Raw genomic sequence first — 22,326 nt, 5'->3', positions numbered from 1 at the left:
CGACGTGTCGCGCCTGTTTGCAGTCACCAAAGGACTGGATGAGATTGTCGCCCATTTTGCGATCGACATGACGCCACCGATCGAGGTGCCGAGCGAGACTGTCGAAGGCACCCAGGGGCTGATCGTTCTCGAAAAGGATGGGTTGCGCCTGCTGAAGTCGATCTCGTGGGGCTTTCCGCGACAGACACGCGACATGCGGCGCGAAGGCGAGCCGCCGGGGCGCATCGGCCTCGTTGCCGACCTGACAAACCCGCTCTGGGATCGCATTGTCGTCGATGCCAAATACCGCTGCCTGATCCCGCTCACACATTTCGCCAACCCTGACGGTGTCAAAGGCGAGAAAACCAGATCATGGTTTTCGTTGAACGGCCAACCCTTGATGGCCTGGGCGGGGTTCTGCAGGAACACTCCCGACTTCGGCCCGGTCTTTGCGGGCATGACCATGACCGCGAACGAGAAGATCAGGCCTTTCAACGACCGCATGCCCGTTCTACTCAGGCCAGAGGAATACGACCGCTGGCTTCACGGTTCGATCGAGGATGTCATCGCCTTCCAGTTTCGCGAGCCACCGTCATCCGATGATTTTGAAATCCTGCATACGCGCGATCGCTGGCAAAGCGGCGTTTCGCCATCCAAGGCTTCACCCCGTCGGAACAACATGCTTATCTAGGCGCCGTTTGCGCCGAAAGGTTTGCCATATGTGCAACTTGTATACTGTCCGTCTCTCCGCTGCAGAAGTCGCCGCGTACTTCCGCGTCCCGAACCCCATGCAATCGAACGCTCCCGAAGAAGTTTATCCGGGAACGCCGGGGATGGTCGTGACCGAGAATGAGGGGGTTCGCGAGCTTCGCTCGATGGTGTGGGGCTTCCCCCTGCGCTTGAAAGGGATGAAGCCAGAGGCCAGGCCAAAGCCGGTCAACAACATCGCTGACCTGGCAAAAGGCATGTGGATCGGGCTTGCCCGCAAGCCGCAGTGGCGGTGCCTGATCCCGGTCACGGGATTTGCAGAAGCCGAGGGTGAGAAGGGCAGGATGACCCGCACCTGGTTTACGCTGAAGGACCAGCCGATCTTCGCCTGGGCAGGGCTGTGGCGGATCAGCGACGAGTGGGGTCCCGTTTATTCCGGCGTCATGACGGATGCGAATGAAGCAATCGCACCCGTGCATAACCGGATGCCCGTTTTGTTACGCAGCGACGAATACGAGCAATGGCTTCGCGGCAGTTTCGATCAGGCACTGGCGTTCCAGAAGCGGACATTTCCGCCCGAGCTGGTGACGATGGAGCGGACAAGCGAGCTGTGGGCGAAAAAGAAGTCTGCACCCGAGGCGCCTCTGCTGCTTTGACGCCGGCCTATTTTTCAAGGGTGGCGAACCAGTCGGCAAAGGGCGTGTTTTCGCCATGTGCCGGTTATAGTCCGGAGCGCCATCATCCCACCAGGGCGGACCGCGCTCGCCGAGAGCAACCTTGGCATCATCGACCAGATGTCGGGCTTCTGCAATTGCACCAGGGTCGCCCTTGGCGTCGCGAACGGCCCTTCTTGCAGACATCAAATCCTTGACCAGTCCCTTCCTAACGGGTTCGTCGAGAGTTGGATCGCTCTTGCGCCACAACCGTCCGCGGACGACGAAATATCGCCCGTCAGGCGTATCAGGATATCGGTCCGACATTATCCTAGCGCCCGCCTTTGATCGCTTGGTCGATCATCCCCTCTGTTTCCAGATTGGACGCCAGCGAAAGCATGTTGGCAGTCGGCAATATCCACCAGTGCGCCGGCGACTTCGGTCCCTCCCCACCCGGCCATCACCGCTTGCTCAGTCAATAGCCTGAATGCGTCGGCGATCGCTTCCTGACAGTTTAGAAAACGATCGGGATGTCCGGTAAGCGTTTTTGGACCCGGAATGTATTCCATCTCTAATGTAATAGAGTCGTCTCAGTCCACTTCAAGGCCCGTTGGCACCGATCTGCAACTTTTCGGCCTGTTGTGGGTTTTCGGTGCACAAGCAATGGGAGACCATGATGTCGAAGCGCGAACTCATCGATACCGGAGCCGACAAACGCTATGTGCGGCGCGACGACGAGGGTAAGTTTAAGGAATCGGTTGACGTCGGCCGATCCCTCTCTGCCGACAAGCGACATCAGGCAAAAAACGACGCCAAGCCCGGCGAGGGCGACAAGGGCGACCACAAGTCCAAGTGAAAATCTCCACCTACAACGTCAATGGCGTAAACGGCCGCCTCGACGTCCTGCTCCGGTGGCTGGACGAGGCGAAGCCAGACGTTGTCGTTCTCCAGGAGCTAAAGGCGCCGGATGCCAAGTTCCCCATCAAGGCGATCGAAGCTTCCGGTTATGGCGCCATCTGGCACGGTCAGAAATCGTGGAACGGCGTCGCCATCCTCGCGCGAGGGCAGGAGCCGCATCTGACGCGAAAAGGCCTTCCGGGGGAGCCAGAAGATGAGCAGAGCCGGTTTATCGAGGCCATCGTGGATGGCGTGGTGATTGGCGGCCTCTATCTTCCGAATGGCAATCCCTATCCCGGCCCGAAGTTCGACTACAAGCTTCGTTGGTTTCAGCGTCTGCACGATTATGCTGCCGAATTGCTGGCGCTAGAGGTACCCGTCGTCCTGGTGGGTGACTATAACGTCATGCCGACGGAATTGGACGTCTACAAGCCTGAGCGTTGGATAGACGACGCCCTGTTCCGCACGGAGGTGCGCGAAGCCTTCCGAAACCTTGTAACTCAAGGCTGGACGGATGCACTTCGCGAAATGCATCCCGGAGAGCGCCTCTACACCTTCTGGGACTATTTCCGTAACGCCTATGGACGGGACGCGGGCTTGAGGCTCGACCATTTCCTGCTCAGTCCCGACCTGGCCGAACGACTGGTCAAGGCCGAGGTCGACAAACACGTGCGCGGCTGGGAGCATACCAGCGATCATGCACCGGTGTGCATCGAGCTATCCGATAAAAAGATCAAGCGGAGAAAACGAAATGAGTAATGACTGGCGGGACGAACTGCGCAATGGCTTGGAAAGCCTGCTGGACCAAGCTGGCGTTTCCGGAGCCAAGCAGGCCGATGTCTTTAAAGCCACGATCGAAGAAATCGAGCGCTTGCGGATTGCGAATGAACGTGATCCCGACCCTGCAGACGATGTGTCCGAAGATGCTATCGAAGAGCCGGCAAATGACTGGCCGGCAGCAAGTACCTGAGTCGGAATCTTGTGTCCCGCCCGTGCTTTAGCTTGGGCGTCGATTGTTCATTAATAATAGACATTGTGGCACAAATTCAAAGTAAATATCAAGCTGACTTTAACATTCGCTATATTTGTCAATCCAAAATTGACAGGAATTGATAGTTTCAAAGTATCGCATCGGGGCCTATTTGGCCAGCGGCCCGTTCGTTGTACCTAAACCCTATGACAGCGTTTCACCTGCGCTCCGTTGCCCCTGATGCAATCGATGATCACCCTGCTGACAAATCGAATGTTGCGGCTGTGCCGAAGTCTCGCATTGGAAGACGAAGCAGTTCTCTACCTTCCCCTAGTTCCGAGAAATTGCACTCCGGCTGATCCGGACGAGGTTCATTGCGACGAGATCGAATACCAATCCGCTCCAACCAATGGCGTTTCCGAACCCAGCTCTCTTGTCTGGCATCCCTAATCCAATCCCGACCTTGGACGGTCAACCCGCAGGGGGTTTGCAGCTACTGCGACCTCTATGGCTGCGCCGCCGAGGTGACCGCGGAGGTTCGTTAGTCGGCCGATCCCAAGGAACGCCAGAACTGCGAGTGCGCCGAGCCCCGTTGTGATCGCGAGTGACCAGGTCGCGCCGATATTGGCCATGGCTGATGCCAGGGCAAACGGTGCGGCCGCAGAGACGATCAGCCTCGCGGCCATGACCTTGCCCTGAAGCCTGCCGTATCCCTCGCTGCCAAACAGCATCAATGGCAGAGTGCCGGTGACGATGCTGAACAGGCCGTTGCCCAGACCGAAGACGATGGCAAAAACCATCGCTCCGATCACAGAGGGCGCTGTGAGGATCAAGATCAGCACGCCACCGGGGATTAGCACGGCGGCGATCGTCGCCAAAGCCAGTGGCGGGAGATTGCCGCCGAGCACCATATTCGTGAAGCGGCTCAAAACCTGCGACGGGCCGAACAGCGTGCCGACCATGGCGGCCGTGGCGCCCAGACCGAGGCCCGACAACAGCGGAACCATATGGACTAACACCGCCGCGCTGACGAGCGACTGCAACGAGAAGCCGGCGACCATTAGGATAAACCCAAGGCGTCTGACTTCCGGGCTGAGAACACCTTCCACGCCGTGTACCGACCCGTTCTGTTCCTGTCGCCGACCCTTGGCAAGACCATGGGACAACCAGGCATGGAGAGGCAGGCAGATGAGGAGATTGAGCCCGGCGAACACTAGATAGATGTTCTGCCACGACAGATGGGCAGAAAGCGCTGTGGTGATCGGCCAGAAGATTGTTGAAGCAAAACCGGCGATTAGGGTCAGATAGGTGATGCTCCGTTGGGCGGTCTGCGGCCGAATCTGCACCAGCAGCGCGAAGGATGCGCCATACTGTACCAAGTTTGCGGCGATCTCGATCACGATCAACGCAACGACGAAGGCAATCTTGCCGGGCGCGAAAGCGCAGGCGATCAGGGCAAGAGCGGCAATGACGGACCCAGCCGTCATCACGCGGCCCGCGCCGAAGTGGTCGATCGCCCTGCCCAGCCACGGCGCGCTCAGTCCGCCCAGGAGAAGTGCCGCCGAAAGCGCGCCGAAGATCCATTCCGTCGACCAGTTCAGACCCCGGGCCATGTCTGGCGCGAGGATGCTGAAGCTGTAGTAGAGGGTGCCGTAACCGATGATCTGAGTAAGGCCGAGGGCGAGAATGGCGACGACCGGTGGACGTTCCGTCATATAGATTTCAGGCTCACGCGCTGTTCGAGCTTTTCAGCATCCTCTTTCCGTTCGCTGTAGCGATCGGTGAGATAGAAAGACACATCCCGTGTCAGCAGAGTGAACTTCACCAGCTCCTCACAGACATCGACGACGCGATCGTAGTAGGAGGACGGTTTCATGCGACCGTCTGCATCGAATTCCTGGAACGCTTTGGCGACCGAAGACTGGTTGGGGATCGTGATCATCCGCATCCAGCGCCCAAGAACCCGAAGCTGGTTGATGGCATTGAACGACTGCGATCCACCCGAGACTTGCATCACAGCCAGCGTCTTGCCCTGCGTCGGCCGGACCGATCCGACCGACAGCGGAATCCAGTCAATCTGCGCCTTCATGATGCCGGTCATGGCGCCATGGCGCTCGGGGCTCACCCAGACCTGGCCTTCCGACCAGGTCGATAGCTCGCGCAGTTCCTGTACCTTTGGATGCGTTATCGGAGCACCGTCAGGAAGAGGGAGGCCTTCCGGGTCGAAGATCCGGACCTCGCAGCCAAAGTGTTCGAGCAGCCGACCAGCCTCAAGCGCGAGCAAGCGGCTGTAAGATACTTGCCTCAGTGAGCCGTAAAGGATCAGGATGCGGGGCTTGTGGGTCGAGAGCGCTGGGCGCAACGCAGCCAGATCGGGAAGCTCGAGATGTTCTTTTGACGCGGCAGGCAAATCAGACAACGCGCTTGCCCTCGCTATCGAGTACCTTTTCGCCATCCTCCTTCGTGAAGGCGCCCTTATGCGTTTCCGGCAGGATTTCCAGGACGACCTCGGATGGACGGGCAAGCCTTGTGCCCAGCGGCGTGACGACGAACGGTCGGTTGATCAGGATCGGGTCCTTTAGCATGGCGTCGAGCAACTGATCATCGGTCAAGGACGTGTCGTCCAACCCCAATTCCGCATAAGGCGTGCCCTTTTCGCGGATCGCCTGGCGCACGGCCAGGCCGGCGTCAGTGATCATCCTGACAAGCTGGTCGCGTGACGGCGGGTTCTTCAGATACTCGATCACCGTGGGTTCGATACCGGCATTCTGGATCATCGCCAGCGTGTTGCGCGACGTGCCGCAATCCAAATTGTGGTAGATGGTGGCGTCCATGATCAGACCCTTTCAATGGCTTCGGGATTGGAATGAGAGTTTGCCTGCACGGCGGCGCCGCGCTCGTACCAGCCCTTGCTGCGGTTGATGATCCAGACGACCGACAACATCACCGGCACCTCGATGAGGACGCCGACGACCGTTGCAAGAGCGGCGCCGGAGTTGAAGCCGAACAGGCTGATCGCAGCTGCGACCGCCAATTCGAAGAAGTTCGAGGCGCCGATCAAGGCCGACGGACCGGCGATGCAATGCTCCTCGCCGCTGATGCGGTTGAGCAGATAGGCGAGGCCGGAGTTGAAGTAGACCTGGATAAGAATTGGGACGGCCAGCAAGGCGATGATGGTCGGCTGGGCGATGATCTGCTCGCCCTGGAATCCGAACAGCAGCACCAGCGTAGCTAGGAGCGCCACCAGGGACAGAGGCTGCAGTGTCTTGAGCAGGCGATCAAGGGACGCTGTCGCTCCGGACGTGAGCATGCTGCGGCGCAGGATCTGCGCGGCAATCACCGGCAGAATGATGTAGAGCACGACCGAGAACACCAGTGTTGCCCACGGCACTGTGATAGCCGAAAGGCCAAGCAGCAGGCCGACGATCGGCGCGAAGGCCAACACCATGATGGCGTCATTCAGTGCGACCTGGGATAGCGTGAATAGTGGTTCGCCCTTGGTCAGGTTCGACCAGACGAACACCATCGCTGTGCACGGTGCCGCGGCAAGGATAATCAGTCCAGCGATATAGCTGGCGATCTGCACCTCTGGCAGCATTGGCCTGAACAGGTAGCCAATGAACAGCCAACCGAGCAGTGCCATCGAGAAGGGCTTGACTGCCCAGTTGACGAAGAGCGTCACACCAATACCGCGCCAATGCCTGCCGACCTGGCCCAGGGCCGCAAAGTCGATCTTGATCAGCATCGGTATGATCATCAGCCAGATCAGCACCGCGACAGGAATGTTGACCTTGGCGACTTCAGCCGCTCCGATCACGTGGAAGACGTCCGGCATCAGGTGGCCGAGAGCAATGCCGGCAACGATGCACAAAAACACCCACACCGTCAGATAGCGTTCAAATGTAGACATAGTCGTTATCCCTGCAGTGGTTTGGCAAGCAGTGCTGCCGAGGCCGGGCAGAGGCTCGCCGCCTGACGGGTCTGCAAGATCGCGGCCGGCGCAGTCGCACGGTCAATCGGTTTGAAGCCGAGGGTTTCGAAGAAGGGAGCGGCGGTCGTGGTCAGAAGATAGCCAGTACGAGCGCCATCCGCATAGGCGCGTCGTAGGAGGAGGTCGGTAGCCCGACGGCCGAGCCCCTTGTGGCGGTTGGCCGGCGTGATCACTACCGATCGCAACAGCGCATTGTCACCATGCAACTCATATCCACCATAGCCCACCGTATCGACGCCACGGGCAATCCGGAAGAATGTTCGCCCTGCGTCGTCAAGGTCATCAGTTGGAAGGTCAGCGTTTTCGAGAGCGCTGCGCAGTTCGTCTTCATGTCCGGTGATCGGAAGGAGCGCCAGCGAGGTGGCGCCTTCGGTCCTACCGATCTGACGGAGTTGCGTTTCCAGTGCCAGCTTGTCGATCGACGTAATCGGCAAATTGATGAAGAGGGTAATGCGGTTCTTGAGGTAGCGTGCCGCCAGGGCAAAGGCACGGCCAACGTCAATATCGGCACCCTCTACCGCAGCAGGATCCTCGACACCCCAATGGGCGGTCATCGGATGGCCAAGCCAGACCGGGCAGGCTTCGCCTGCCGCGTTGTCACAGACGGTAAAGATGAAGTCCATCTGCGGAGCGCCGGGCTCGGCAAAGACGTCCCAGCTTTTCGAGCTGAACCCGGTCGCGGGATAGTCAAGCGCGTCCAGCGTTTTCAGCGCCCAGGGATTTACCGTTCCTTTCGGATGGCTGCCGGCCGAGTAGGCGCGAAAGTGCCCCTTTCCTTCGGCGTTGAGGATGGATTCCGCCAGGATTGAGCGTGCGGAATTGCCCGTGCAGAGAAAGAGCACATTATAAATGCGATCGGCGGTCATTGCAGGTTCTCCTTGGCTGTCGGAGCGCAGCAGGCGGCAACCTCGGCGGCTGGCGCGCAGATTTCAGGGTGTCCGGAGCAGCAATCCTCCATCAGGAAGCGTACGAGGCCGCCCAGTGCTTCGTAGTTCGCGGTGTAGATGATCGAGCGCGACTGCCGCTGCGCGGCAATCAGCCCGGAATGCTCGAGCTCCTTCAGATGGAAGGAGATGTTTGACGGCGAGACCTCGACTTTCTCGGCCAACGCACCGGCGGCCATACCATCGGGGCCCGCGACGACGAGCAAGCGCACGATCTGCAGGCGGGTCTCCTGAGAGAGGGCAGCGAAGGCGCCGAGGGCTTGACGTTGATCCATATTTCAATCATCCTTTAAGTATTGAAACGAGGACTACCGCAGATGGCTGTGATCGACAACAGCAAAATTCCATCTGAAGACATCAGCCTCGGTTTGCTTCTCGACACGCTGGCCGGCGCCAAGGATCTGCCGCTGGTGTTCCACTTCGATGGGCGCCCGGTGAAGACGGGCTACCATGTGACGGAGGTCAAGGCCGGACATTTTTCCGCGCTCGACTGCGGTGCCAATTCGGAAGCTTGGTCGGAGATTTTCGTGCAGCTGTGGGACATCGATGAGGACGGCCGAACGCATATGCCGGGCGGCAAGTTCTCGGCCATCATCCGCAAGGTGTCGGAGCATGTGAAGCTGGACGAATCGGCGAAGCTAACATTTGAGGTCAGCGATGGCGTGCGGCCGATGTCACTATATTGCGCCGCTATGCCGACGCTTCGTGACGGCGCCTTGCACGTCGAGCTGTCACCGCGGCCGGCCAGCTGCAAGCCGCGTGATCGCTGGCTCGCCGAGCAACAGGCGTCATCTTGCGGCAGCCCGTCGGCTGGAAAGCGTGCATGCTGCGGCTAGCGGCGTTTGCTGATGGCCAAGATCACAAACGCAGAGGGGGCACGGCCGGAGCCGCGTAACGACGCCGGCCAGGATGTTACTCGGCAGCCCGGAGACTGCGTTCGTCGCCCTCGGTGATGGATTGATCGGCCGCAGTCACAGGTGGCAGCCGCCATCCCTTTATGAGCCCATAGACCGCCGGAATGACGACCAGCGTCAGCAACGTCGACGACACCATGCCGCCGATCATCGGCACGGCTATGCGCTGCATGATCTCGGAACCTGTCCCTGTCCTAAAAGGATCGGCACCAGTCCCGTCATGATGGCGACAATGGTCATCATCTTGGGCCGAACGCGCTCAACCGCGCCGACCATGATCGCTCGATTGAGGTCCAGCTTCGAGAAGGCACGGCCTTCCCTTTCGCAGGCTTTTCGCTGCTCCTTCATGGCATGGTCGAGATAGATCAGCATGATTACCCCTGTTTCTGCCGCTACCCCGGCGAGGGCGATGAAGCCGACCGCAACAGCCACCGAGGCGTTGAAGCCCATCCACCACATCAGCCAGATGCCGCCGACCAGCGCGAACGCAGGGACAGCATGACGATTATCGCCCCGACGGAACTCGACGTCTACAAGCCGGAGCGGTGGACAGACGACGCCCTGTTTCGCATCGAGGTCCGCGAAGCCTACCGAAACCTTGTCGATCAGGGCTGGGCAGATGCGATTCGGGAGATGCATCCGGGGGAGCGTATTTACACGTTCTCGGACTAGTTCCGTAACGCCTATGGACACGACGCGGGATTGAGGCTTGACCACTTCCTGCTCAGTCCCGACCTTGTTGAGCGACTGGCCAAAGCCAAGGTCGACAAACACGTGCGCGGCTGGGAGCATAGCAGCGATCATGCACCGGTGTGGATCGAGCTATCCGATAAGCAGATTAAGCGAAGGAAAAGCAATGCCTCAATGAACACATAGTCAAAAGATCGCCCAGGTAGAGATCAGTATGATCATCCACCTCAAGACGTCGACCGAACCTCTTTCGCTGGGCGCCGAATAGACGATAGGGCCGAAGCGAAACAACTGTCGCAACCCTTTGCTCTGCAGCGCAAGCGCGGCACAATGCCCTGGCTTAGATCAGGGCGAAATCCTTTAAGCTGCCGCTAGGAATTACTGCGCGGAATATACGAAACGCCGTCTGCTTCGAAAAAGCGCATACAGGCGGCTCCGCTGTTTCCCAGCAGGTCGGAGTGGTCAGGGGAAATGTTCTGGAACATGCCAATTTCCTTTGGCGTTGTTCCACAGAATAGCCCCTACTCTTGCCGACGATCTTATACTGCCTTTGCCTTCCAAGAAAAGAAGAGATCCGCGGCCTGTTGACTGTCGTCAGATCATCTCGTGCTTAGGTCCGCTTGCCCACGGCACCAATAGCAGACCCATTGTGGTGCGTCGGTTGACCGCTCGGTGTGCCCCGCTTTGACGGCCATATCGAGCGTCTGATCGGCACCCGGACGGCGACGCCTGCTCCCGGGAACGACGCTTAGCAACCTCGCAGTCGCCACTATCACACCATCGACCTATGGATCAGAAAACCGTCAAGGCCGTGAATTATACTATTTTTGCTTACCCTCCACCCCTCATCGACATGCACTGATCTTTGGCTTGGTTCGTGCCCCGGGGCCGACTACGGCAATATTCCTTGAGCATCGGCAGGACATGGATCTTTGCTCCTGCGCTGCAGGCGACCGATCAGGGGGAGAATAGTTGCAGTCGGCAAAAGCGCGGCGACAAGAGTGATCAACTTGGCTGAAATGCCAGGAACCACGCGGCGATGGCCGGATTTGAAACCGCTCCAGGCACGCTCAGCGACATATTCTGCGTCCAGCGTGGGCAATATCTTGAAAAGAGCCGTCCGGTTCGCGCCGGACCTTTCAAGAAATTCGGTGGATACCGGTCCCGGGGCGACACATGTCACGGTAACGCCAAAGCGGTATACCTCCTGATGGAGCGCGTCCGAAAAAGAGCGCACGAAACCCTTGCTTGCGTAATACAAAGCCATGTACGGCCCGGGAACGAGACCCGCTACGGAGCCGAGATTGATCACGCCGCCCCGTCCGCGAGCCAGCATTCCAGGCAGGAAGCGAAGGGTCATGTCGGCCAGGGCGCGAATATTGAGATCGATGATCCCAAGCTGATCGTTGACGGGGAGTAACGTTGCTGCACCGCGAAGACCATACCCAGCACTATTGACAAGGACGCCGCAGACCAAATCGTTTGCGGTAAGAAAAGCCTCAAGACGCGCCGAGGCATCGGCTGAAATGAGATCCAGCTCCAGCGTGAACGCCTCACCGCCGGCCTGCTGGACGTCGACCGCCGCAGCAGCGAGGCCTTCAGGCGAGCGCGCGACGAGCACGACGACATTGTGTTCTCGGGCGGCAACCTTGGCGATTGCTCGTCCGATGCCGCGTGAAGCACCGACCACGACAACGGATGAACGAAGCTCATCTTTCATGGTCATTTCGATCTCCCTACCGCCGGCAGACTGGCAGGCGTCTCGCTCTGGGCGAGGCTTTTTACTTCGCCGGCGACCTCGCCGTTCAAGATCCTTTCGAACCGTTCCAATGCCCGTGCGACATTTGCTCCATCCATGACCCTGTGGTCGTAGTGGATGCGGACCGCAACCGATCCATCCTTGCCGATTGGACCGTAGTTGAGCAGCGTGGTCAGTGGGGTGAGGGGGTTGAGAGACTCAGCCCCGAGGCCGGAATAGACAGACAATTGAAACGTGCCGAAATAGCGAGCACGCTTCCGCCCGAGATTGAGCCCGAGCCACATGATCAGCCACCTAACAGGCGCAGGCGCGCGAGCAAGCTCCAGAGAGCGCCGAAACTCCTTGATCTCCAAAACCGGAAGTGACCTCGCAGCATGGATCAGTGTCACCAGCTGGGGGATCGAGCGTTGCTCGGGTTCGTTGATGGTGCTCAGCAGAACGACGCGCTCGCCGTCATGCTCGCGCTCGTGGGCGATCGAGGCCACGCTTGCCGGATGTTCGTAAAGCTGCGGTCTTGGAAACTTGATGTAAGCGCGTCGCAGGTCGGGGATTTCTTGAGAGAGCAGGGCGTATCCCTTTAAGAAAAGCACAGTCCAGGACGGCCGGGCGTCGGGTAAGCATCGTGCATCCAAGAGGGGCCGAAGGTTCATTTGCCGTTGAACTGTCACACGTGGCACCCCGATTGAGAATCTCATCAGATCTGCGACAAGTCGTCGTGATGCCGAAAGCTTGATCGTTCGGCCTCTCATCGTGCCACCTCTAGTAAAGATACGGGATGATGCGCTTGGTCTTTGCCATATATGCGCGGTAGCGCGGGCCGAAGACTTCCAACATCATACGCTCTTCCTTGTCCACCCTTACGATGAATAGAACCCCGAAGCCGATCAGGCCCGCCATGCCTGCCACCCAGTTCGACAGCAGAAATGCTTGTGAAAGCCCCATCAGGAGGAATGACGTGTACATGGGGTGGCGGACTAGAGAGTACGGGCCAGCGCATATCAATTCGTGCTGCTTGCGGATCTCCAGCGTAATCGACCAGTTTCGTCCTAATTGCTTGTGGGTTCTTCGAAAGACCCACATTGCGGCGCACAAGAGTATTGTTCCGATCACAATGGCCCACAAACGAGGTGCATAGTCGGCCGCTGCCGGCCAGCTTGTCGCCACGTAGAATCCCGGTACGATCGCAAGCCCGGCGAGCGCTGCCGCAAGCCCGACCGCCTCCGAACCGGTACGGCGGTTGCTGACGATCGGCACGCGCTTTGCACGTCGCTCAAATGGGTATCGAATGATGCACCATGCAACAATTCCGAGAACCCAGACGACCTCGCTGACGGCGGCTACTGATAAGTTCAAAATCAAGTCACCAGAACCTTTCTATGATCTGACTTTCGCGTTCTCAAAGCGTGTCTTGGATACCCACGCGCAATCAACCCGCATTCGTCTCACGGAGGGTTGTAATGAATTGCTGCGGCCGAAGCCAAATGCTGGGAGGGTTATAGCCCATGTGCCGCGCGATATTCGCCACGAAAGCGTTGCAATTGTAAATTGACGCGTCCCAGAGATGAGAGGTGGCCTGCAGCTTTCGAATATACGCTACTGTGTCGCTATATTCCTCGTCGGTGAGCATCACGCGCCAGCTTGCCGACCTGTACTGCTCTTCCAGGTCGCCGTCTGTTGCTCCGGTTGTGGCTGGAACAGGTACGAAGTGGCCTATGATATAGGGCGCGGCATCGGCCGAAGCTGGGGCAAGTCCTGCGACTTCGGGATTGATCATGTTTCCGTTCTTATCCGTACGCCCAAAAATGACATAGGTGTGGCCATAGGTCAGCGCATAGCGCGAGCGGAATTCGATGAAATGTCGATTAGATTTGTCTTCTGCCGCATTGGTTCGAGCCAAACCTCTGCCATTCGACGTATAATGCGGTAGCGGCCTCTTGTCTTCTGTCTGGCACGACGATGCCACGACCGCCAACATAACTACGAGCGACAAACCGCTTCTTCCAAGCGCCATTCACTATGCTCCGTATGCAAGCCCTCACAAGCGCGAGGCTGAAGTCAGCAAATATGCCATTTGCCCCGTGAGTTGCGAACCGGGCAAGCATGGCAGATGATGGTAATGAAGAGGAAGGGCCTGCGACCCTTCCTCAGACTCAAACGCCATATGCTACTTGTAGACTGCTTCTGCGGGCGGCGGGGCCTTCCCCTTGCCTTTGCCAATCGACCCGCAAGCGCTTAGATTGGCCACCGCAAACATCGCGACGATCACGACTAAAGTTCTAATCAGCATGAAGTCCTCTCCTCATCATGGGATAGCTTTTCGTCGGCTAACCTCAAAGTTTAACGAAAGTCGGCACTTTGGATAATCTAGAAATGATGCAACGTGCAACATTTCTACATTAGCAGATACGCAATATATAGCCAACCTTGCGATTTCAAATGGTAAACGCCCTCAGATGACCGCCACGCGTGTGCCCACGCGAGCACGAGAGTAAAGGTCGAGTATGTTCGCATTCGTCAAGCGAACGCACCCGTTTGATACGGCATGGCCTATCGACCAGGGAGCATTCGTTCCATGTAACCGGAACATGGTATCTTGTCCGCCTTGGTAGAGATAAAGGGCCGCTGCTCCGAGAGGGTTGAGCGGCCCTCCCGGCACGCCATCGGCATATTGCGCCAGCCGGGGCTTACGCTCAATCATGTCGTTGGTGGGCTTCCACGAAGGCCACTCGGCCTTGCGGCCGATGGTGGCCTCGCCCTTGAAACTCAATCCTTCCTCTCCGACGGCAACGCCGTAGCGTGTGGCCTTGCCATCCGCCTCCACGAAGTAAAGGTAGCGGCTTGCTGTATCAACGACGATGGTTCCGGGTGGTTCGCTTCCCGTATACGCGACCTCCTGTCGCCGATAGCGGGGATCGACATCCGGATCCATAGCAAATACGTAGCCCAGCGGCGGCCGATCGTCCGAAGTACATTCTGAAAGCATCAAAGTCAGGCTACCTAGCATGAGCCCCCGGCGTGTAATTTGGTGTTTGTCCATTTCCACCTACCAAGTAATTCAGTCAGTCCCGTTTATTCCACTCAACATCGCAGCGCTTTTTGACAATGATAACCACCTCGGCGGACTGATGAGCCTGCCACGCGGGCAACGTCTAAAGACGCGCAATACTATCGTTTTCGTTCATCCCCGAAGTTTCTTGCATCAACCATCTCGCTCTGATCGAATAGTAGCATATCAACAAGGACCCAAACGATGAAGCTTTGCCTGGAAGGAAAAGTCGCGATCGTAACCGGCGCAGGTTCCGGAATTGGCGCCGCGGTTTCGCGACAACTCGCGGACGAGGGCGCTGAGGTTGTGGTTGCCGATATTGACGCAGACGCAGCGATAAAGATTGCCTCTGCGATCCGGTCAGAGGGGGGCCGTGCCCGAGAATTTATCGTCGATGTCAGTGATAGTGATGGCGTGCAGAAGCTTGTTGATTTTGCTGTCGAGACCTGTGGGGGCTTGGACCTAGCCGTCAATAATGCCGGAATCGATGGGGTTCGCGCAGCGGTCGCAGACTATCCGCTCGACAATTGGCATAAGCTGATGAACGTCAATCTAAATGGCATTTTCTATTGCATGAAGTGCGAGATCGGCGCGATGCTTAAGCTGGGCGGCGGCGCAATCGTGAACATGTCTTCCGCTCTTGGCTCCGTTGGATTGCCCACCGCGGCGGCATACACAGCAACCAAGCACGGGGTTGTTGGACTGACGAAAGTCGCTGCGATGGAGTATGCGAGAGTGGGTATACGCATAAATGCCGTCGGTCCCGGCTGGATCGAAACGCCACTTTTGTCCGAGCATCTCGAGGCAGCAAGTACGCGACGCATGGCATCTCTCCAACCAATGGGTAGGCGTGGAAAACCGGAAGAGGTCGCGGCTCTTGTGTGTTTCCTCTTGTCGGACCAGGCCAGTTTTATCACTGGGGCGCACTATTTGGTGGACGGGGCCTATACCGCTCATTGAAGAAAGGGTTTGGGAAGGGCATTGATGCAGGGATCAAAGTTCAATGGTTTGGCATGAAGCCGCCGAGATCGAAATCCTCGCAATTGATACGCGATGCCACCTAAACATAAGGCCGCCATGCGCCACCACATCGGCGAGATGAAGTTCGAAGTGGCGAGCGGCCCAGAATACGAAGCAGGTCTCGCCACCGTGGCAGCCTTGGTTGACGGAGGAACGCTGGCTGATTGGGCCGTAAAGTGCCGAGCGACACATGGTGGCCAGTGGCGTTATTCGGATCTGGCCATTGAGACGACCGGCGCTGTTTTTGACCGAATGCTCACTTGTGCACGCCCGTCTGGGCCACTCGCTGCGATGTGATCGACGACAAAGAACGCGATATTTTAGTCGTCAAGGCCAACCGATCGGCGTCTGAATAGTGTTGCTGAACTCGGTCGAGCCAATTGCGGGAGGCCCTCTGCCGCCTCTTCCTGTCTGAGTCTGGTAAGCCCTGGAGCAGCCAGGACGATCTCGAGGTCGTTGCCGACATGCTCGACGTGGGCTGTCGCAACAAACACTCGGCCGCGTTGCAGGCAATATCGCGTGGCGTCGCGCGGACGCCAAGGACTTGGATGCGATCAGCAACCGTATCGCCGCGTTGGCCGCCGAGTTACTGACGTCGCGAGACGAACGCCGCCCCGTGCGGGCGTGCCAAGGTCGAAATTGCGGCTGGCTTTTCCTGGACCAGTCTTGCGGCGGTCCCAGGCGATGGTGCTCGGACAAAACATGCGGATCGCATGAAGAGTGCGCAAGTTCCGGGCGTTGCAAGCCGAATGATCACGGGATGACCGGGCAAAACTTCGCCGTCCTCAACGCTACTCCGAAAAGCGACTTGCGTAGGTGCGTATCAAAGACCGTGGCGCAGGCCCTTATAGGATTGGCACCGAAGGAGACTTTGTCCTGCGGACAGGAAGGCACTCACGCGATCGGCGCCGGTGCAGTCAAAACACAGAACCCGAAGGACACGCCATCAAACGGCGGTGTTCTATCGGTTGTGGGTCCATGGAAAATTCAAGGTCTACGTTTCCAAGCGATCTCGCTTCACGGCAAGCGAGCCGGCGCGACAAGCTACACCATGAAATATGTTCGTTCGGCGCGTTGTCCATTTCGCAGGTGGTCTCCAGCGCCAGATAGGTTTCGACGACCAGCTACCGAAAGCCTTGATCAGCTCCGGCGAAATAGAGGATCTTTTGGGGCGTATCGATCCTCGGAATGGTCACGCTATGCTTTGTTGCCTCTGCGATATTGCTAAAGCCCAATTCGAGGATGTTGGCCGCCGGTGCAGTGCCAAGCCTGCCGCGCCATGACCACCTCACATACTGGTTTATGGTCGTCAGCATTCTCGGCGCATCGATTTCACCCTACCTTTTCTTATTTTACTCGTCAGGCGCGATCGAAGATAAGTGGGATCGTAGCTACCTCGGCGTCAATCGCGCCATCGCCGGTCTCGGCACGAGCTTCAGAGGGACGATCTCGGTCGGCGTGCTGATTACCGCGGCGCTTATACTGGCACCAAATGGCGTCAACCACGTGATAGACTACCACCAGCTTCCAACGATGCTCATCCCGGTATTTGGCCATTGAGGATACACGCTGTTCGTCGCATCGCTCGGGATCGCTTGCTTTGGTGCGATCCTGGAGCTTGGCTTGCAGCAGGGCTATCTCGTTGCGCAGGGCTTCGGCTGGAACTGGGGCGAAGGTCGAAAACCGAGTGAAGACTCTGGATTCAGTGCCGCTTACACATTGGCACTTCTGCTGGCAGCAGTCCCGATCGCCCTTGGACTTGATCCGCTGAAGCTGACTATTCTGTCCATGGCTCTTACGGCGGCGACGCTACCGCTGACCGTCATCCCCTTTCTTTTTCTGATGAATGATCAGCGATATATGGGCGATGATCGCAACGGAGTTATTTCCAATTTTGCAACGGTCTTCATCATCGTTCTGGGGGCTTTGCTAGCGATCGTGACAATCCCCCTTGAGATAGTTGGAGGTAGCTGATGGATTTGGTTCGTGACGTCCTGGACAAGCAGCTGGTCGATCGAAACGGCGTGAAGATGGGAAAGGTCGACAGCATCCTTGCTGAGCTTCGGCCGGATAGGCCGCCGCGGATAATCGGGATCGAGATTGGTTCCATTGCAATGGCTCGCCGCCTCGGCCCATGGCCCGAGCGCTGGACGAGAAGGATGGCGACGAAGCTCGGCGGCGTCAAGCATTCGGAGCCTCACCGTTTCCTCTGGAGCGAGGTCAAGGAGGTTCGCCTGAACGTTGAGTTGAAAGTGGACGTTCGGGAGACGGACGTTTTCGATTGGCAGGATTGGCTGCGCGATCGATTGATAGGAAGGATTCCAGGAGCATGACCATGCCTGAGATCAAAATCGAATTGTTGATCGGGAAAGCAGTGATTTCCAAGGCCGGAAAGTCCATAGGCCGTATTGAAGAGGGCGGCGCGCCGTGAAGCGGGAGGGAGACGGCGATCTCATCATCACGGAATTCCGCGTTGGCGGATATGCTTTGCTTGAGCGGCTATCCGCCTCGGCCATCGGAAGTGAAATTCTGCGATTCTTACGACTGCGAGCTCGGCATGGCGGATATAGGGTGCGCTGGGACCAACTAGATCTATCGCAACAAAAATTGCAGTTGCTCTGCAGGGAGCAAGAGTTGTTTCCACTGCAATAACGAAGACGGCACCGTCAGTTTGACCGCTCCAATCGCCGCTTTGCCAATCCCTTCAATGGCAATCTTTCGCGGACCTCTTCCTTTGGTTTGGCGCCTCGTCGCAGCGGGACTTATCCACTATCGGATCGGCCATTGCCAAGATCGGAAACACCGCGACGACCAGTTGATCAGAGCACGCTGACGTTCTCGGCCTTCGACTTCCCGGTCTTGCGATCTTGGCCAACCTCGAAGCTGACCTTGTCACCTTCTCTGAGCGAACCCCCTCGCTCCAAAGCGGACACGTGGACGAACACGTCCGTTCCGCCGTTCTCGGGTGTAATGAAGCCATATCCCTTGTCGTCACTAAAAAATTTCACAGTACCGGTGGGCATGCCATTTCCTTTCCACTTTCCGCGGTCATTTAACGCGCGCCATGAACCTACAGGGCAAATGCTTGCCTTTCGACGGTCAAGTGCTGCGGTAGCAAGTCGCAAGCTACTATCCCGGACGACGACAGGCAACCTCGCAGGTACGATAAGTATAACTGGTCCCCCGGCGGTGCTTCGCCCCTGAGAATGGACGGTAAAAACCTTACGGTCTAGCCAGCAAGTCGGTGCACGCGGCCTCACCGCAGGCGCCGGGTGCCGATACTGCTCTCAAAAAGCAGCCTTGAATCATGCTCAGCCGATTTGGAACCCACTTTGTCAACTCAGCCAACTCGAACCAACTGGCTGATTTTCAACAGGCGTCTGTCATGCTGGGGGCATTGAATTTGTCTTCGGCGCTGACCCGCATGTACGGCAGTGGTATTGCGACAGATCGAAGAAGGTCGGAACGTTAGCGTCCCGGCTTATTCTTTGCGACATTGAGAACCTCTCCCACCCACGCACCAGTTCTAAATGTGACCTGGGGCATATTATGGATGACTTTTGGCCCGCTCCCTTACGACAACGTTCGCTTCCCATGCTGCCTCGATGAAGGCGTCTCGCGCCCTATCCGGATCAAGTTGGCCATCGAGCACAGATTGGCAAAGCACCATGGCGTTCACAAATTGCCGGCCGTCGGAGACGGGCCACGCGTTCATGAGCAGTTTCAGCGCACTTCTGGTGTTGTCTATCAACTGGAAAACCTCTGCTCCCGTGGTCGAAACATATATGCCCCTCGACCAATCCATATCTGACAGCATTCGCTTGATCTCCCAACGCCATAGGGATTTCCTCGCAGTGAAAATTAGGGACGGCCGATTTTGTTCCTGCATCTCCGGCTGAAGGTGAAGGCGAAGGGCAAGCGAGCTACAGCAAGGGCGCTGTCGAAGCCAATGTCATGACGTGGCCGTAGGTCCCATTGCGGCTTTCCGTGACCTCGGATGATCAATTCAGCTTCAGCGGGTGCCAAGATCCAGCACAAATTACGAATACCTGCTGACCACTTTGTATTTTGAGCGAGCGCCGAATACGAAATTGGTGGATCGCGGCGCGGGTCGACCACTCGTCAGGGCCTTTCGAACGGTGATTGGCCGGAACTCACCGTGTCCGGGCTCACCGGCGCGGCGATCCTGATGCTGAACCCCTGTCGGGGTGGTCGGCCCGAACGGCAAGGGAGCGGCCAAGCGCCATCTCTTTGATCCATAGGTGGCTGAGCGCGTCAGACCGCTAATCCTGCCTTACGGATTCCTTCAACGCGGCGCTCAAAATCCTCGGGGTTCAAGAATGGAAGGACGCGGCGGCGGCGCTCGACTGAGAAGCCAGGATTTATCTGGAGCGCGCGCTCCCAGGCCTGTTTGCTCTCCTCCGGCCTGCCGAGGTGGCCGTAACACGACGCCAGCAGGGCATAGGCTGTCTCTGATTGAGGGTTTCGTGCGAGACGCTGTTGGATCGCGGCGATCGCTTGCTCATATTCGCCAAGGGAAAAACGGGCATCGGCGAGAAATTGCAGCGCGATTTCTGGATAGTGAGGGTCCAACCGCATGGAGGCATCAAGCGTCTTAAGCGCCCCCGCGGGGTCGCCGGAGAATATCTGAACATGGGCCATCAAGCGAAGAAATTCCCCGGAGCTGGGCGAGAGGGCGATGCAGCGTTGCGCCTCCGCCCGCGCCCGGTCAAGCTGTCGGCCCCACATGCAAGCCATGCCTAACGCGAAGTGGCCGTTGGGCTGTTCCTCCGCCATTTCTACGGCGCGCTGCGCGAGTTCTAGCCCAATCTGCAGCGAGTGCTCCGGATCGCTCGTCCAACCATTGGCGTAGTCGATCACATGAGTGAAGGCGATGAGGGCGTGGGCCGCCACATATCCCGGATCAATAGCGATGGCGTCGGCGGCCAGGCTGCGGGCGGCAATATTTCCGCGTCGGGTGTGGGCCGACGCCTGCTCCCGGCCACGTAAGAAGAATTCGTATGCCTCGACATCTGCTGCGCGCCCCTGCGCTAAGCGATCCTGCGCGCCGACGGAGAGTTTCAACCTGAGCGCAGCCACGATCTCCCGCGTGAGTTCGTCCTGAACCGCGAAAATGTCGGTGAGCTCACGATCGAAGCGGTTGGCCCAGACATGCCCACCGTCGCTCGCATCGATCAATTGCGCTGTGACCCGCACCCGGTTGCCAGCCTTGCGCACGCTGCCCTCGAGCACGTAGCGGACACCAAGCGCCTTGGCCATGTCCGGTACTGAGACGGCGCCCTTCTTGTAGACGAAAGACGAATTGCGGGCGATCACATGCAACTCTGGCACCCTTGAGAGGTCAGTAATGATGTCCTCACTGATGCCGTCGGAGAAGTATTCCTGTTCGGCATCGCCGCTCATATTGTTGAATGCAAGCACGGCGATGGAGGGCTTGTCAGGAATAGGCGGTACCGTCGACGGTTCTGCCGACGCGCGGCTCGCAGCCGATACCGCCGACTTCGGTTGGGCGGGAACGCCGACTTGCAGCGAATAGACCCGGACTGGATCGGCGATGTTCTTGAGTTGCACTGTGCCGCGATCGTTGATCGCGAGATCGAGCCTTGCCTTGACCTGCCAGTAGGCTTGCTCGGAGAGACAGATACGGCCAGGCTCGCAAATCCCTTCGAGGCGCGCGGCGATATTCACGCCGTCGCCCATTAGATCGCCGTCGCTCTCCTCGACGACGTCGCCTAGATGGATACCGACGCGGAACTCGATGCGACGTTCCGGCGGCAGGCCGGCATTTCGCTCGACCATGCCGTTCTGCACTTCGATGGCGCAACGGACGGCATCAACGACACTGCGGAACTCGATGAGGCTTCCGTCTCCGGTGCGCTTGACCACGCGGCCATTGTGCACGGCGATGGTTGGGTCGATCAGATCGCTGCGCAGCGTCCGCAGCCGCGCCAAGATTCGATCTTCATCCGCGCCAGCGAGACGGCTGTAACCAACCACATCCGCGACCAGGATCGCCGCAATTTTCCGCATTTCGCTCATAGCGCCAGTTCCCGCTCCTCCGAGACTAGCACAAAGCGGAGGCCAATGCTTCCATGCGATTTGATTCATTGAGTCGCCCAACCTGCGATTGACCAAAGGCCGCTTTCGCGATCGGCCAGATGCTGATGTCACTTGCGCGAGCAAAGGGGGCAGGGAAATGTGCCCGCGAACCTAAAGTTCAGGTGGCAGCGTCGAGGCCCTGAAATTTGAAAGCAAATTGACTGGGCGCCAAAAAGTAGGTTGGCAGCGAAAATCTCTTCGAGACGGAAACGCCATCAACGGGCGTCATCCGCCTGCGAAGGGAGGAGGCTCTTCCCATATCGATCATCCCTGGATCTAGGCTTGAGATCCATCCCGACAGCCAATCACAATTACGTCCGCGATGCCTGCAACATTCTTCAATGGAACTGACGATCAAATCGATGCCCTCGTGGTCATATGATCAAGGAGCACATACTTTTCTCCCAGCTTTGGTGGGAGTGCGTTGGCCCTCAAGCGGTCGCAGCCTGGGAACGTATTCAGGGCTCTGAGCATCGGAATGACGGAGACACTTCTTGAAGCGCGGCCGGCTGAATACCCGGTCGTTCCTTTACGCTCTTGCCGAATTTGTAGCAAAATTTGCACTCGCGACTGACCGCGCTAAGGACCTTTATTTCCGATTCTCCTCACAGAGAAACTGGCCATGCCGTGAGTAT

At 58.0% G+C, this 22,326-nt stretch carries 23 protein-coding genes and 6 pseudogenes; 11 read left to right on the top strand and 18 right to left on the bottom strand.

Going from position 1 to position 22,326, the window contains the following annotated elements; genetic code table 11:
- Window positions 1-4 precede the first annotated feature (4 nt).
- Window positions 5-670 carry an SOS response-associated peptidase family protein gene (locus tag CPY51_RS03570; protein WP_111158696.1) on the top strand — a complete coding sequence of 222 codons (666 nt, stop codon included), beginning with the start codon at window positions 5-7 and terminating at the stop codon, window positions 668-670.
- 28 nt (window positions 671-698) lie between these two features.
- The gene (locus CPY51_RS03565; protein ID WP_111158695.1) at window positions 699-1,343 is read left to right on the top strand and encodes an SOS response-associated peptidase; all 645 of its coding nucleotides are present in this window, start codon (window positions 699-701) and stop codon (window positions 1,341-1,343) included.
- 7 nt (window positions 1,344-1,350) lie between these two features.
- On the opposite strand, the pseudogene CPY51_RS33080 reads toward CPY51_RS03565, so the two are convergent.
- A pseudogene (locus CPY51_RS33080) lies at window positions 1,351-1,667 on the bottom strand (hypothetical protein).
- A 349-nt stretch (window positions 1,668-2,016) separates the two neighbouring features.
- On the opposite strand from CPY51_RS33080, the gene CPY51_RS03555 reads away from it, so the two are divergent.
- The 3 genes from CPY51_RS03555 to CPY51_RS03545 are packed head-to-tail and all read left to right on the top strand — an operon-like array spanning window position 2,017 to window position 3,207.
- The gene (locus CPY51_RS03555) at window positions 2,017-2,196 is read left to right on the top strand and encodes a hypothetical protein (RefSeq protein WP_111158694.1); all 180 of its coding nucleotides are present in this window, start codon (window positions 2,017-2,019) and stop codon (window positions 2,194-2,196) included.
- Window positions 2,193-2,996 carry an exodeoxyribonuclease III gene (xth, locus tag CPY51_RS03550; RefSeq protein ID WP_111158693.1) on the top strand — a complete coding sequence of 268 codons (804 nt, stop codon included), beginning with the start codon at window positions 2,193-2,195 and terminating at the stop codon, window positions 2,994-2,996. The genes CPY51_RS03555 and xth overlap by 4 nt, the downstream gene beginning before the upstream one ends.
- A complete protein-coding gene (locus tag CPY51_RS03545) occupies window positions 2,989-3,207 on the top strand; it encodes a hypothetical protein (protein WP_111158692.1) in 219 nt (72 codons plus the stop codon). The genes xth and CPY51_RS03545 overlap by 8 nt, the downstream gene beginning before the upstream one ends.
- Window positions 3,208-3,653: 446 nt before the next feature.
- Here the strand turns inward: CPY51_RS03545 and arsK are convergent, their stop codons facing one another.
- From arsK to CPY51_RS03515, 7 genes and pseudogenes are all read right to left on the bottom strand, one after another.
- A complete protein-coding gene (gene arsK, locus CPY51_RS03540) occupies window positions 3,654-4,922 on the bottom strand; it encodes an arsenite efflux MFS transporter ArsK (RefSeq protein WP_111158691.1) in 1,269 nt (422 codons plus the stop codon).
- Window positions 4,919-5,644 (bottom strand): arsenical resistance protein ArsH, encoded by a 726-nt coding sequence (gene arsH, locus CPY51_RS03535; RefSeq protein ID WP_244598430.1) that lies wholly within the window; start codon window positions 5,642-5,644, stop codon window positions 4,919-4,921. The genes arsK and arsH overlap by 4 nt, the downstream gene beginning before the upstream one ends.
- The gene (arsC, locus tag CPY51_RS03530; RefSeq protein ID WP_195909417.1) at window positions 5,619-6,047 is read right to left on the bottom strand and encodes an arsenate reductase (glutaredoxin); all 429 of its coding nucleotides are present in this window, start codon (window positions 6,045-6,047) and stop codon (window positions 5,619-5,621) included. The genes arsH and arsC overlap by 26 nt, the downstream gene beginning before the upstream one ends.
- Window positions 6,044-7,117, bottom strand: coding sequence for an ACR3 family arsenite efflux transporter (gene arsB, locus CPY51_RS03525; protein ID WP_111158688.1), 1,074 nt, complete (start codon window positions 7,115-7,117; stop codon window positions 6,044-6,046). Before arsB ends, arsC begins: the two co-directional genes overlap by 4 nt.
- Before the next feature lie 5 nt (window positions 7,118-7,122).
- Window positions 7,123-7,512: pseudogene (arsN2, locus tag CPY51_RS33075) on the bottom strand (arsenic resistance N-acetyltransferase ArsN2); the annotation flags it as partial.
- 45 nt (window positions 7,513-7,557) lie between these two features.
- Window positions 7,558-8,064, bottom strand: a pseudogene (locus CPY51_RS33070) (arsenate reductase ArsC); the annotation flags it as partial.
- Window positions 8,061-8,417 carry an ArsR/SmtB family transcription factor gene (locus CPY51_RS03515; protein WP_111158687.1) on the bottom strand — a complete coding sequence of 119 codons (357 nt, stop codon included), beginning with the start codon at window positions 8,415-8,417 and terminating at the stop codon, window positions 8,061-8,063. The gene CPY51_RS03515 and the pseudogene CPY51_RS33070, both read right to left, overlap by 4 nt.
- A gap of 42 nt (window positions 8,418-8,459) precedes the next feature.
- On the opposite strand from CPY51_RS03515, the gene CPY51_RS03510 reads away from it, so the two are divergent.
- A complete protein-coding gene (locus tag CPY51_RS03510) occupies window positions 8,460-8,978 on the top strand; it encodes a DUF6428 family protein (protein WP_111158686.1) in 519 nt (172 codons plus the stop codon).
- Between the two features lie 76 nt (window positions 8,979-9,054).
- Here CPY51_RS03510 and CPY51_RS03505 read toward each other — a convergent pair.
- Window positions 9,055-9,565, bottom strand: a pseudogene (locus CPY51_RS03505) (efflux RND transporter permease subunit); the annotation flags it as partial.
- On the opposite strand from CPY51_RS03505, the pseudogene CPY51_RS03500 reads away from it, so the two are divergent.
- Window positions 9,564-9,932, top strand: a pseudogene (locus CPY51_RS03500) (exonuclease/endonuclease/phosphatase family protein); the annotation flags it as partial. The pseudogenes CPY51_RS03505 and CPY51_RS03500 overlap by 2 nt on opposite strands.
- A 706-nt stretch (window positions 9,933-10,638) precedes the next feature.
- Here CPY51_RS03500 and CPY51_RS03495 read toward each other — a convergent pair.
- From CPY51_RS03495 to CPY51_RS03470, 6 genes are all read right to left on the bottom strand, one after another.
- Window positions 10,639-11,472: an SDR family NAD(P)-dependent oxidoreductase gene (locus CPY51_RS03495; RefSeq protein WP_111158685.1), complete on the bottom strand. Its 834-nt coding sequence runs from the start codon at window positions 11,470-11,472 to the stop codon at window positions 10,639-10,641.
- Window positions 11,469-12,254, bottom strand: coding sequence for a hypothetical protein (locus CPY51_RS03490; RefSeq protein ID WP_111158684.1), 786 nt, complete (start codon window positions 12,252-12,254; stop codon window positions 11,469-11,471). The genes CPY51_RS03495 and CPY51_RS03490 overlap by 4 nt, the downstream gene beginning before the upstream one ends.
- Window positions 12,255-12,264: 10 nt before the next feature.
- The gene (locus CPY51_RS03485) at window positions 12,265-12,858 is read right to left on the bottom strand and encodes a protein-S-isoprenylcysteine O-methyltransferase (protein ID WP_111158762.1); all 594 of its coding nucleotides are present in this window, start codon (window positions 12,856-12,858) and stop codon (window positions 12,265-12,267) included.
- A 73-nt stretch (window positions 12,859-12,931) separates the two neighbouring features.
- The gene (locus CPY51_RS03480) at window positions 12,932-13,516 is read right to left on the bottom strand and encodes a hypothetical protein (RefSeq protein ID WP_111158683.1); all 585 of its coding nucleotides are present in this window, start codon (window positions 13,514-13,516) and stop codon (window positions 12,932-12,934) included.
- A 153-nt stretch (window positions 13,517-13,669) separates the two neighbouring features.
- Entirely contained in the window at window positions 13,670-13,792 is a 123-nt protein-coding gene (locus tag CPY51_RS33065) for an ABC transporter (RefSeq protein WP_111158682.1), read from the bottom strand.
- 162 nt (window positions 13,793-13,954) lie between these two features.
- The gene (locus CPY51_RS03470; RefSeq protein WP_111158681.1) at window positions 13,955-14,542 is read right to left on the bottom strand and encodes a L,D-transpeptidase; all 588 of its coding nucleotides are present in this window, start codon (window positions 14,540-14,542) and stop codon (window positions 13,955-13,957) included.
- A gap of 213 nt (window positions 14,543-14,755) precedes the next feature.
- Between CPY51_RS03470 and CPY51_RS03465 the strand changes: the two genes are divergently transcribed.
- The 4 genes and pseudogenes from CPY51_RS03465 to CPY51_RS03450 all read left to right on the top strand — a co-directional run bounded on the left by CPY51_RS03465 (window position 14,756) and on the right by CPY51_RS03450 (window position 17,904).
- On the top strand, window positions 14,756-15,511 hold the full coding sequence (locus CPY51_RS03465; protein ID WP_111158680.1) for an SDR family NAD(P)-dependent oxidoreductase: 756 nt from the start codon (window positions 14,756-14,758) through the stop codon (window positions 15,509-15,511).
- Between the two features lie 676 nt (window positions 15,512-16,187).
- The gene (locus CPY51_RS33970; protein WP_420820664.1) at window positions 16,188-16,799 is read left to right on the top strand and encodes a CGNR zinc finger domain-containing protein; all 612 of its coding nucleotides are present in this window, start codon (window positions 16,188-16,190) and stop codon (window positions 16,797-16,799) included.
- Window positions 16,760-17,545, top strand: a pseudogene (locus CPY51_RS03455) (divalent metal cation transporter). Before CPY51_RS33970 ends, CPY51_RS03455 begins: the two are co-directional and overlap by 40 nt.
- On the top strand, window positions 17,545-17,904 hold the full coding sequence (locus CPY51_RS03450) for a hypothetical protein (RefSeq protein ID WP_111158679.1): 360 nt from the start codon (window positions 17,545-17,547) through the stop codon (window positions 17,902-17,904). Before CPY51_RS03455 ends, CPY51_RS03450 begins: the two are co-directional and overlap by 1 nt.
- Before the next feature lie 486 nt (window positions 17,905-18,390).
- On the opposite strand, the gene CPY51_RS03440 is transcribed toward CPY51_RS03450, so the two are convergent.
- The 3 genes from CPY51_RS03440 to CPY51_RS03430 form a co-directional block, all read right to left on the bottom strand.
- Window positions 18,391-18,594, bottom strand: a complete 204-nt coding sequence (locus CPY51_RS03440; protein WP_111158678.1) for a cold-shock protein — start codon at window positions 18,592-18,594, stop codon at window positions 18,391-18,393.
- A gap of 524 nt (window positions 18,595-19,118) precedes the next feature.
- The gene (locus CPY51_RS33965; protein WP_420820663.1) at window positions 19,119-19,376 is read right to left on the bottom strand and encodes a DUF982 domain-containing protein; all 258 of its coding nucleotides are present in this window, start codon (window positions 19,374-19,376) and stop codon (window positions 19,119-19,121) included.
- Between the two features lie 470 nt (window positions 19,377-19,846).
- Window positions 19,847-21,631 carry an adenylate/guanylate cyclase domain-containing protein gene (locus CPY51_RS03430; protein WP_111158676.1) on the bottom strand — a complete coding sequence of 595 codons (1,785 nt, stop codon included), beginning with the start codon at window positions 21,629-21,631 and terminating at the stop codon, window positions 19,847-19,849.
- Window positions 21,632-22,326 lie beyond the last annotated feature (695 nt).

It is taken from the genome of Arminella tubonensis (assembly GCF_003240585.1).
GTDB lineage: Bacteria > Pseudomonadota > Alphaproteobacteria > Rhizobiales > Rhizobiaceae > Rhizobium > Rhizobium tubonense.
This window is presented reverse-complemented; position numbering and strand designations above follow the sequence as displayed.

Excerpts from the sequence above, each read along its gene's own strand:
- CPY51_RS03490 (WP_111158684.1), bottom strand. The coding sequence starts at position 12,254 with ATGAGAGGCCGAACGATCAAGCTTTCGGCATCACGACGACTTGTCGCA.
- CPY51_RS33965 (WP_420820663.1), bottom strand. The coding sequence starts at position 19,376 with ATGGATTGGTCGAGGGGCATATATGTTTCGACCACGGGAGCAGAGGTT.
- CPY51_RS03480 (WP_111158683.1), bottom strand. The coding sequence starts at position 13,516 with ATGGCGCTTGGAAGAAGCGGTTTGTCGCTCGTAGTTATGTTGGCGGTC.
- arsK (WP_111158691.1), bottom strand. The coding sequence starts at position 4,922 with ATGACGGAACGTCCACCGGTCGTCGCCATTCTCGCCCTCGGCCTTACT.
- arsB (WP_111158688.1), bottom strand. The coding sequence starts at position 7,117 with ATGTCTACATTTGAACGCTATCTGACGGTGTGGGTGTTTTTGTGCATC.
- CPY51_RS03565 (WP_111158695.1), top strand. The coding sequence starts at position 699 with ATGTGCAACTTGTATACTGTCCGTCTCTCCGCTGCAGAAGTCGCCGCG.
- CPY51_RS03430 (WP_111158676.1), bottom strand. The coding sequence starts at position 21,631 with ATGAGCGAAATGCGGAAAATTGCGGCGATCCTGGTCGCGGATGTGGTT.
- CPY51_RS03510 (WP_111158686.1), top strand. The coding sequence starts at position 8,460 with ATGGCTGTGATCGACAACAGCAAAATTCCATCTGAAGACATCAGCCTC.
- CPY51_RS03470 (WP_111158681.1), bottom strand. The coding sequence starts at position 14,542 with ATGGACAAACACCAAATTACACGCCGGGGGCTCATGCTAGGTAGCCTG.
- CPY51_RS03440 (WP_111158678.1), bottom strand. The coding sequence starts at position 18,594 with ATGCCCACCGGTACTGTGAAATTTTTTAGTGACGACAAGGGATATGGC.
- CPY51_RS33065 (WP_111158682.1), bottom strand. The coding sequence starts at position 13,792 with ATGCTGATTAGAACTTTAGTCGTGATCGTCGCGATGTTTGCGGTGGCC.
- CPY51_RS03495 (WP_111158685.1), bottom strand. The coding sequence starts at position 11,472 with ATGACCATGAAAGATGAGCTTCGTTCATCCGTTGTCGTGGTCGGTGCT.
- CPY51_RS03545 (WP_111158692.1), top strand. The coding sequence starts at position 2,989 with ATGAGTAATGACTGGCGGGACGAACTGCGCAATGGCTTGGAAAGCCTG.
- CPY51_RS03450 (WP_111158679.1), top strand. The coding sequence starts at position 17,545 with ATGGATTTGGTTCGTGACGTCCTGGACAAGCAGCTGGTCGATCGAAAC.
- CPY51_RS03465 (WP_111158680.1), top strand. The coding sequence starts at position 14,756 with ATGAAGCTTTGCCTGGAAGGAAAAGTCGCGATCGTAACCGGCGCAGGT.
- CPY51_RS03555 (WP_111158694.1), top strand. The coding sequence starts at position 2,017 with ATGTCGAAGCGCGAACTCATCGATACCGGAGCCGACAAACGCTATGTG.
- CPY51_RS03515 (WP_111158687.1), bottom strand. The coding sequence starts at position 8,417 with ATGGATCAACGTCAAGCCCTCGGCGCCTTCGCTGCCCTCTCTCAGGAG.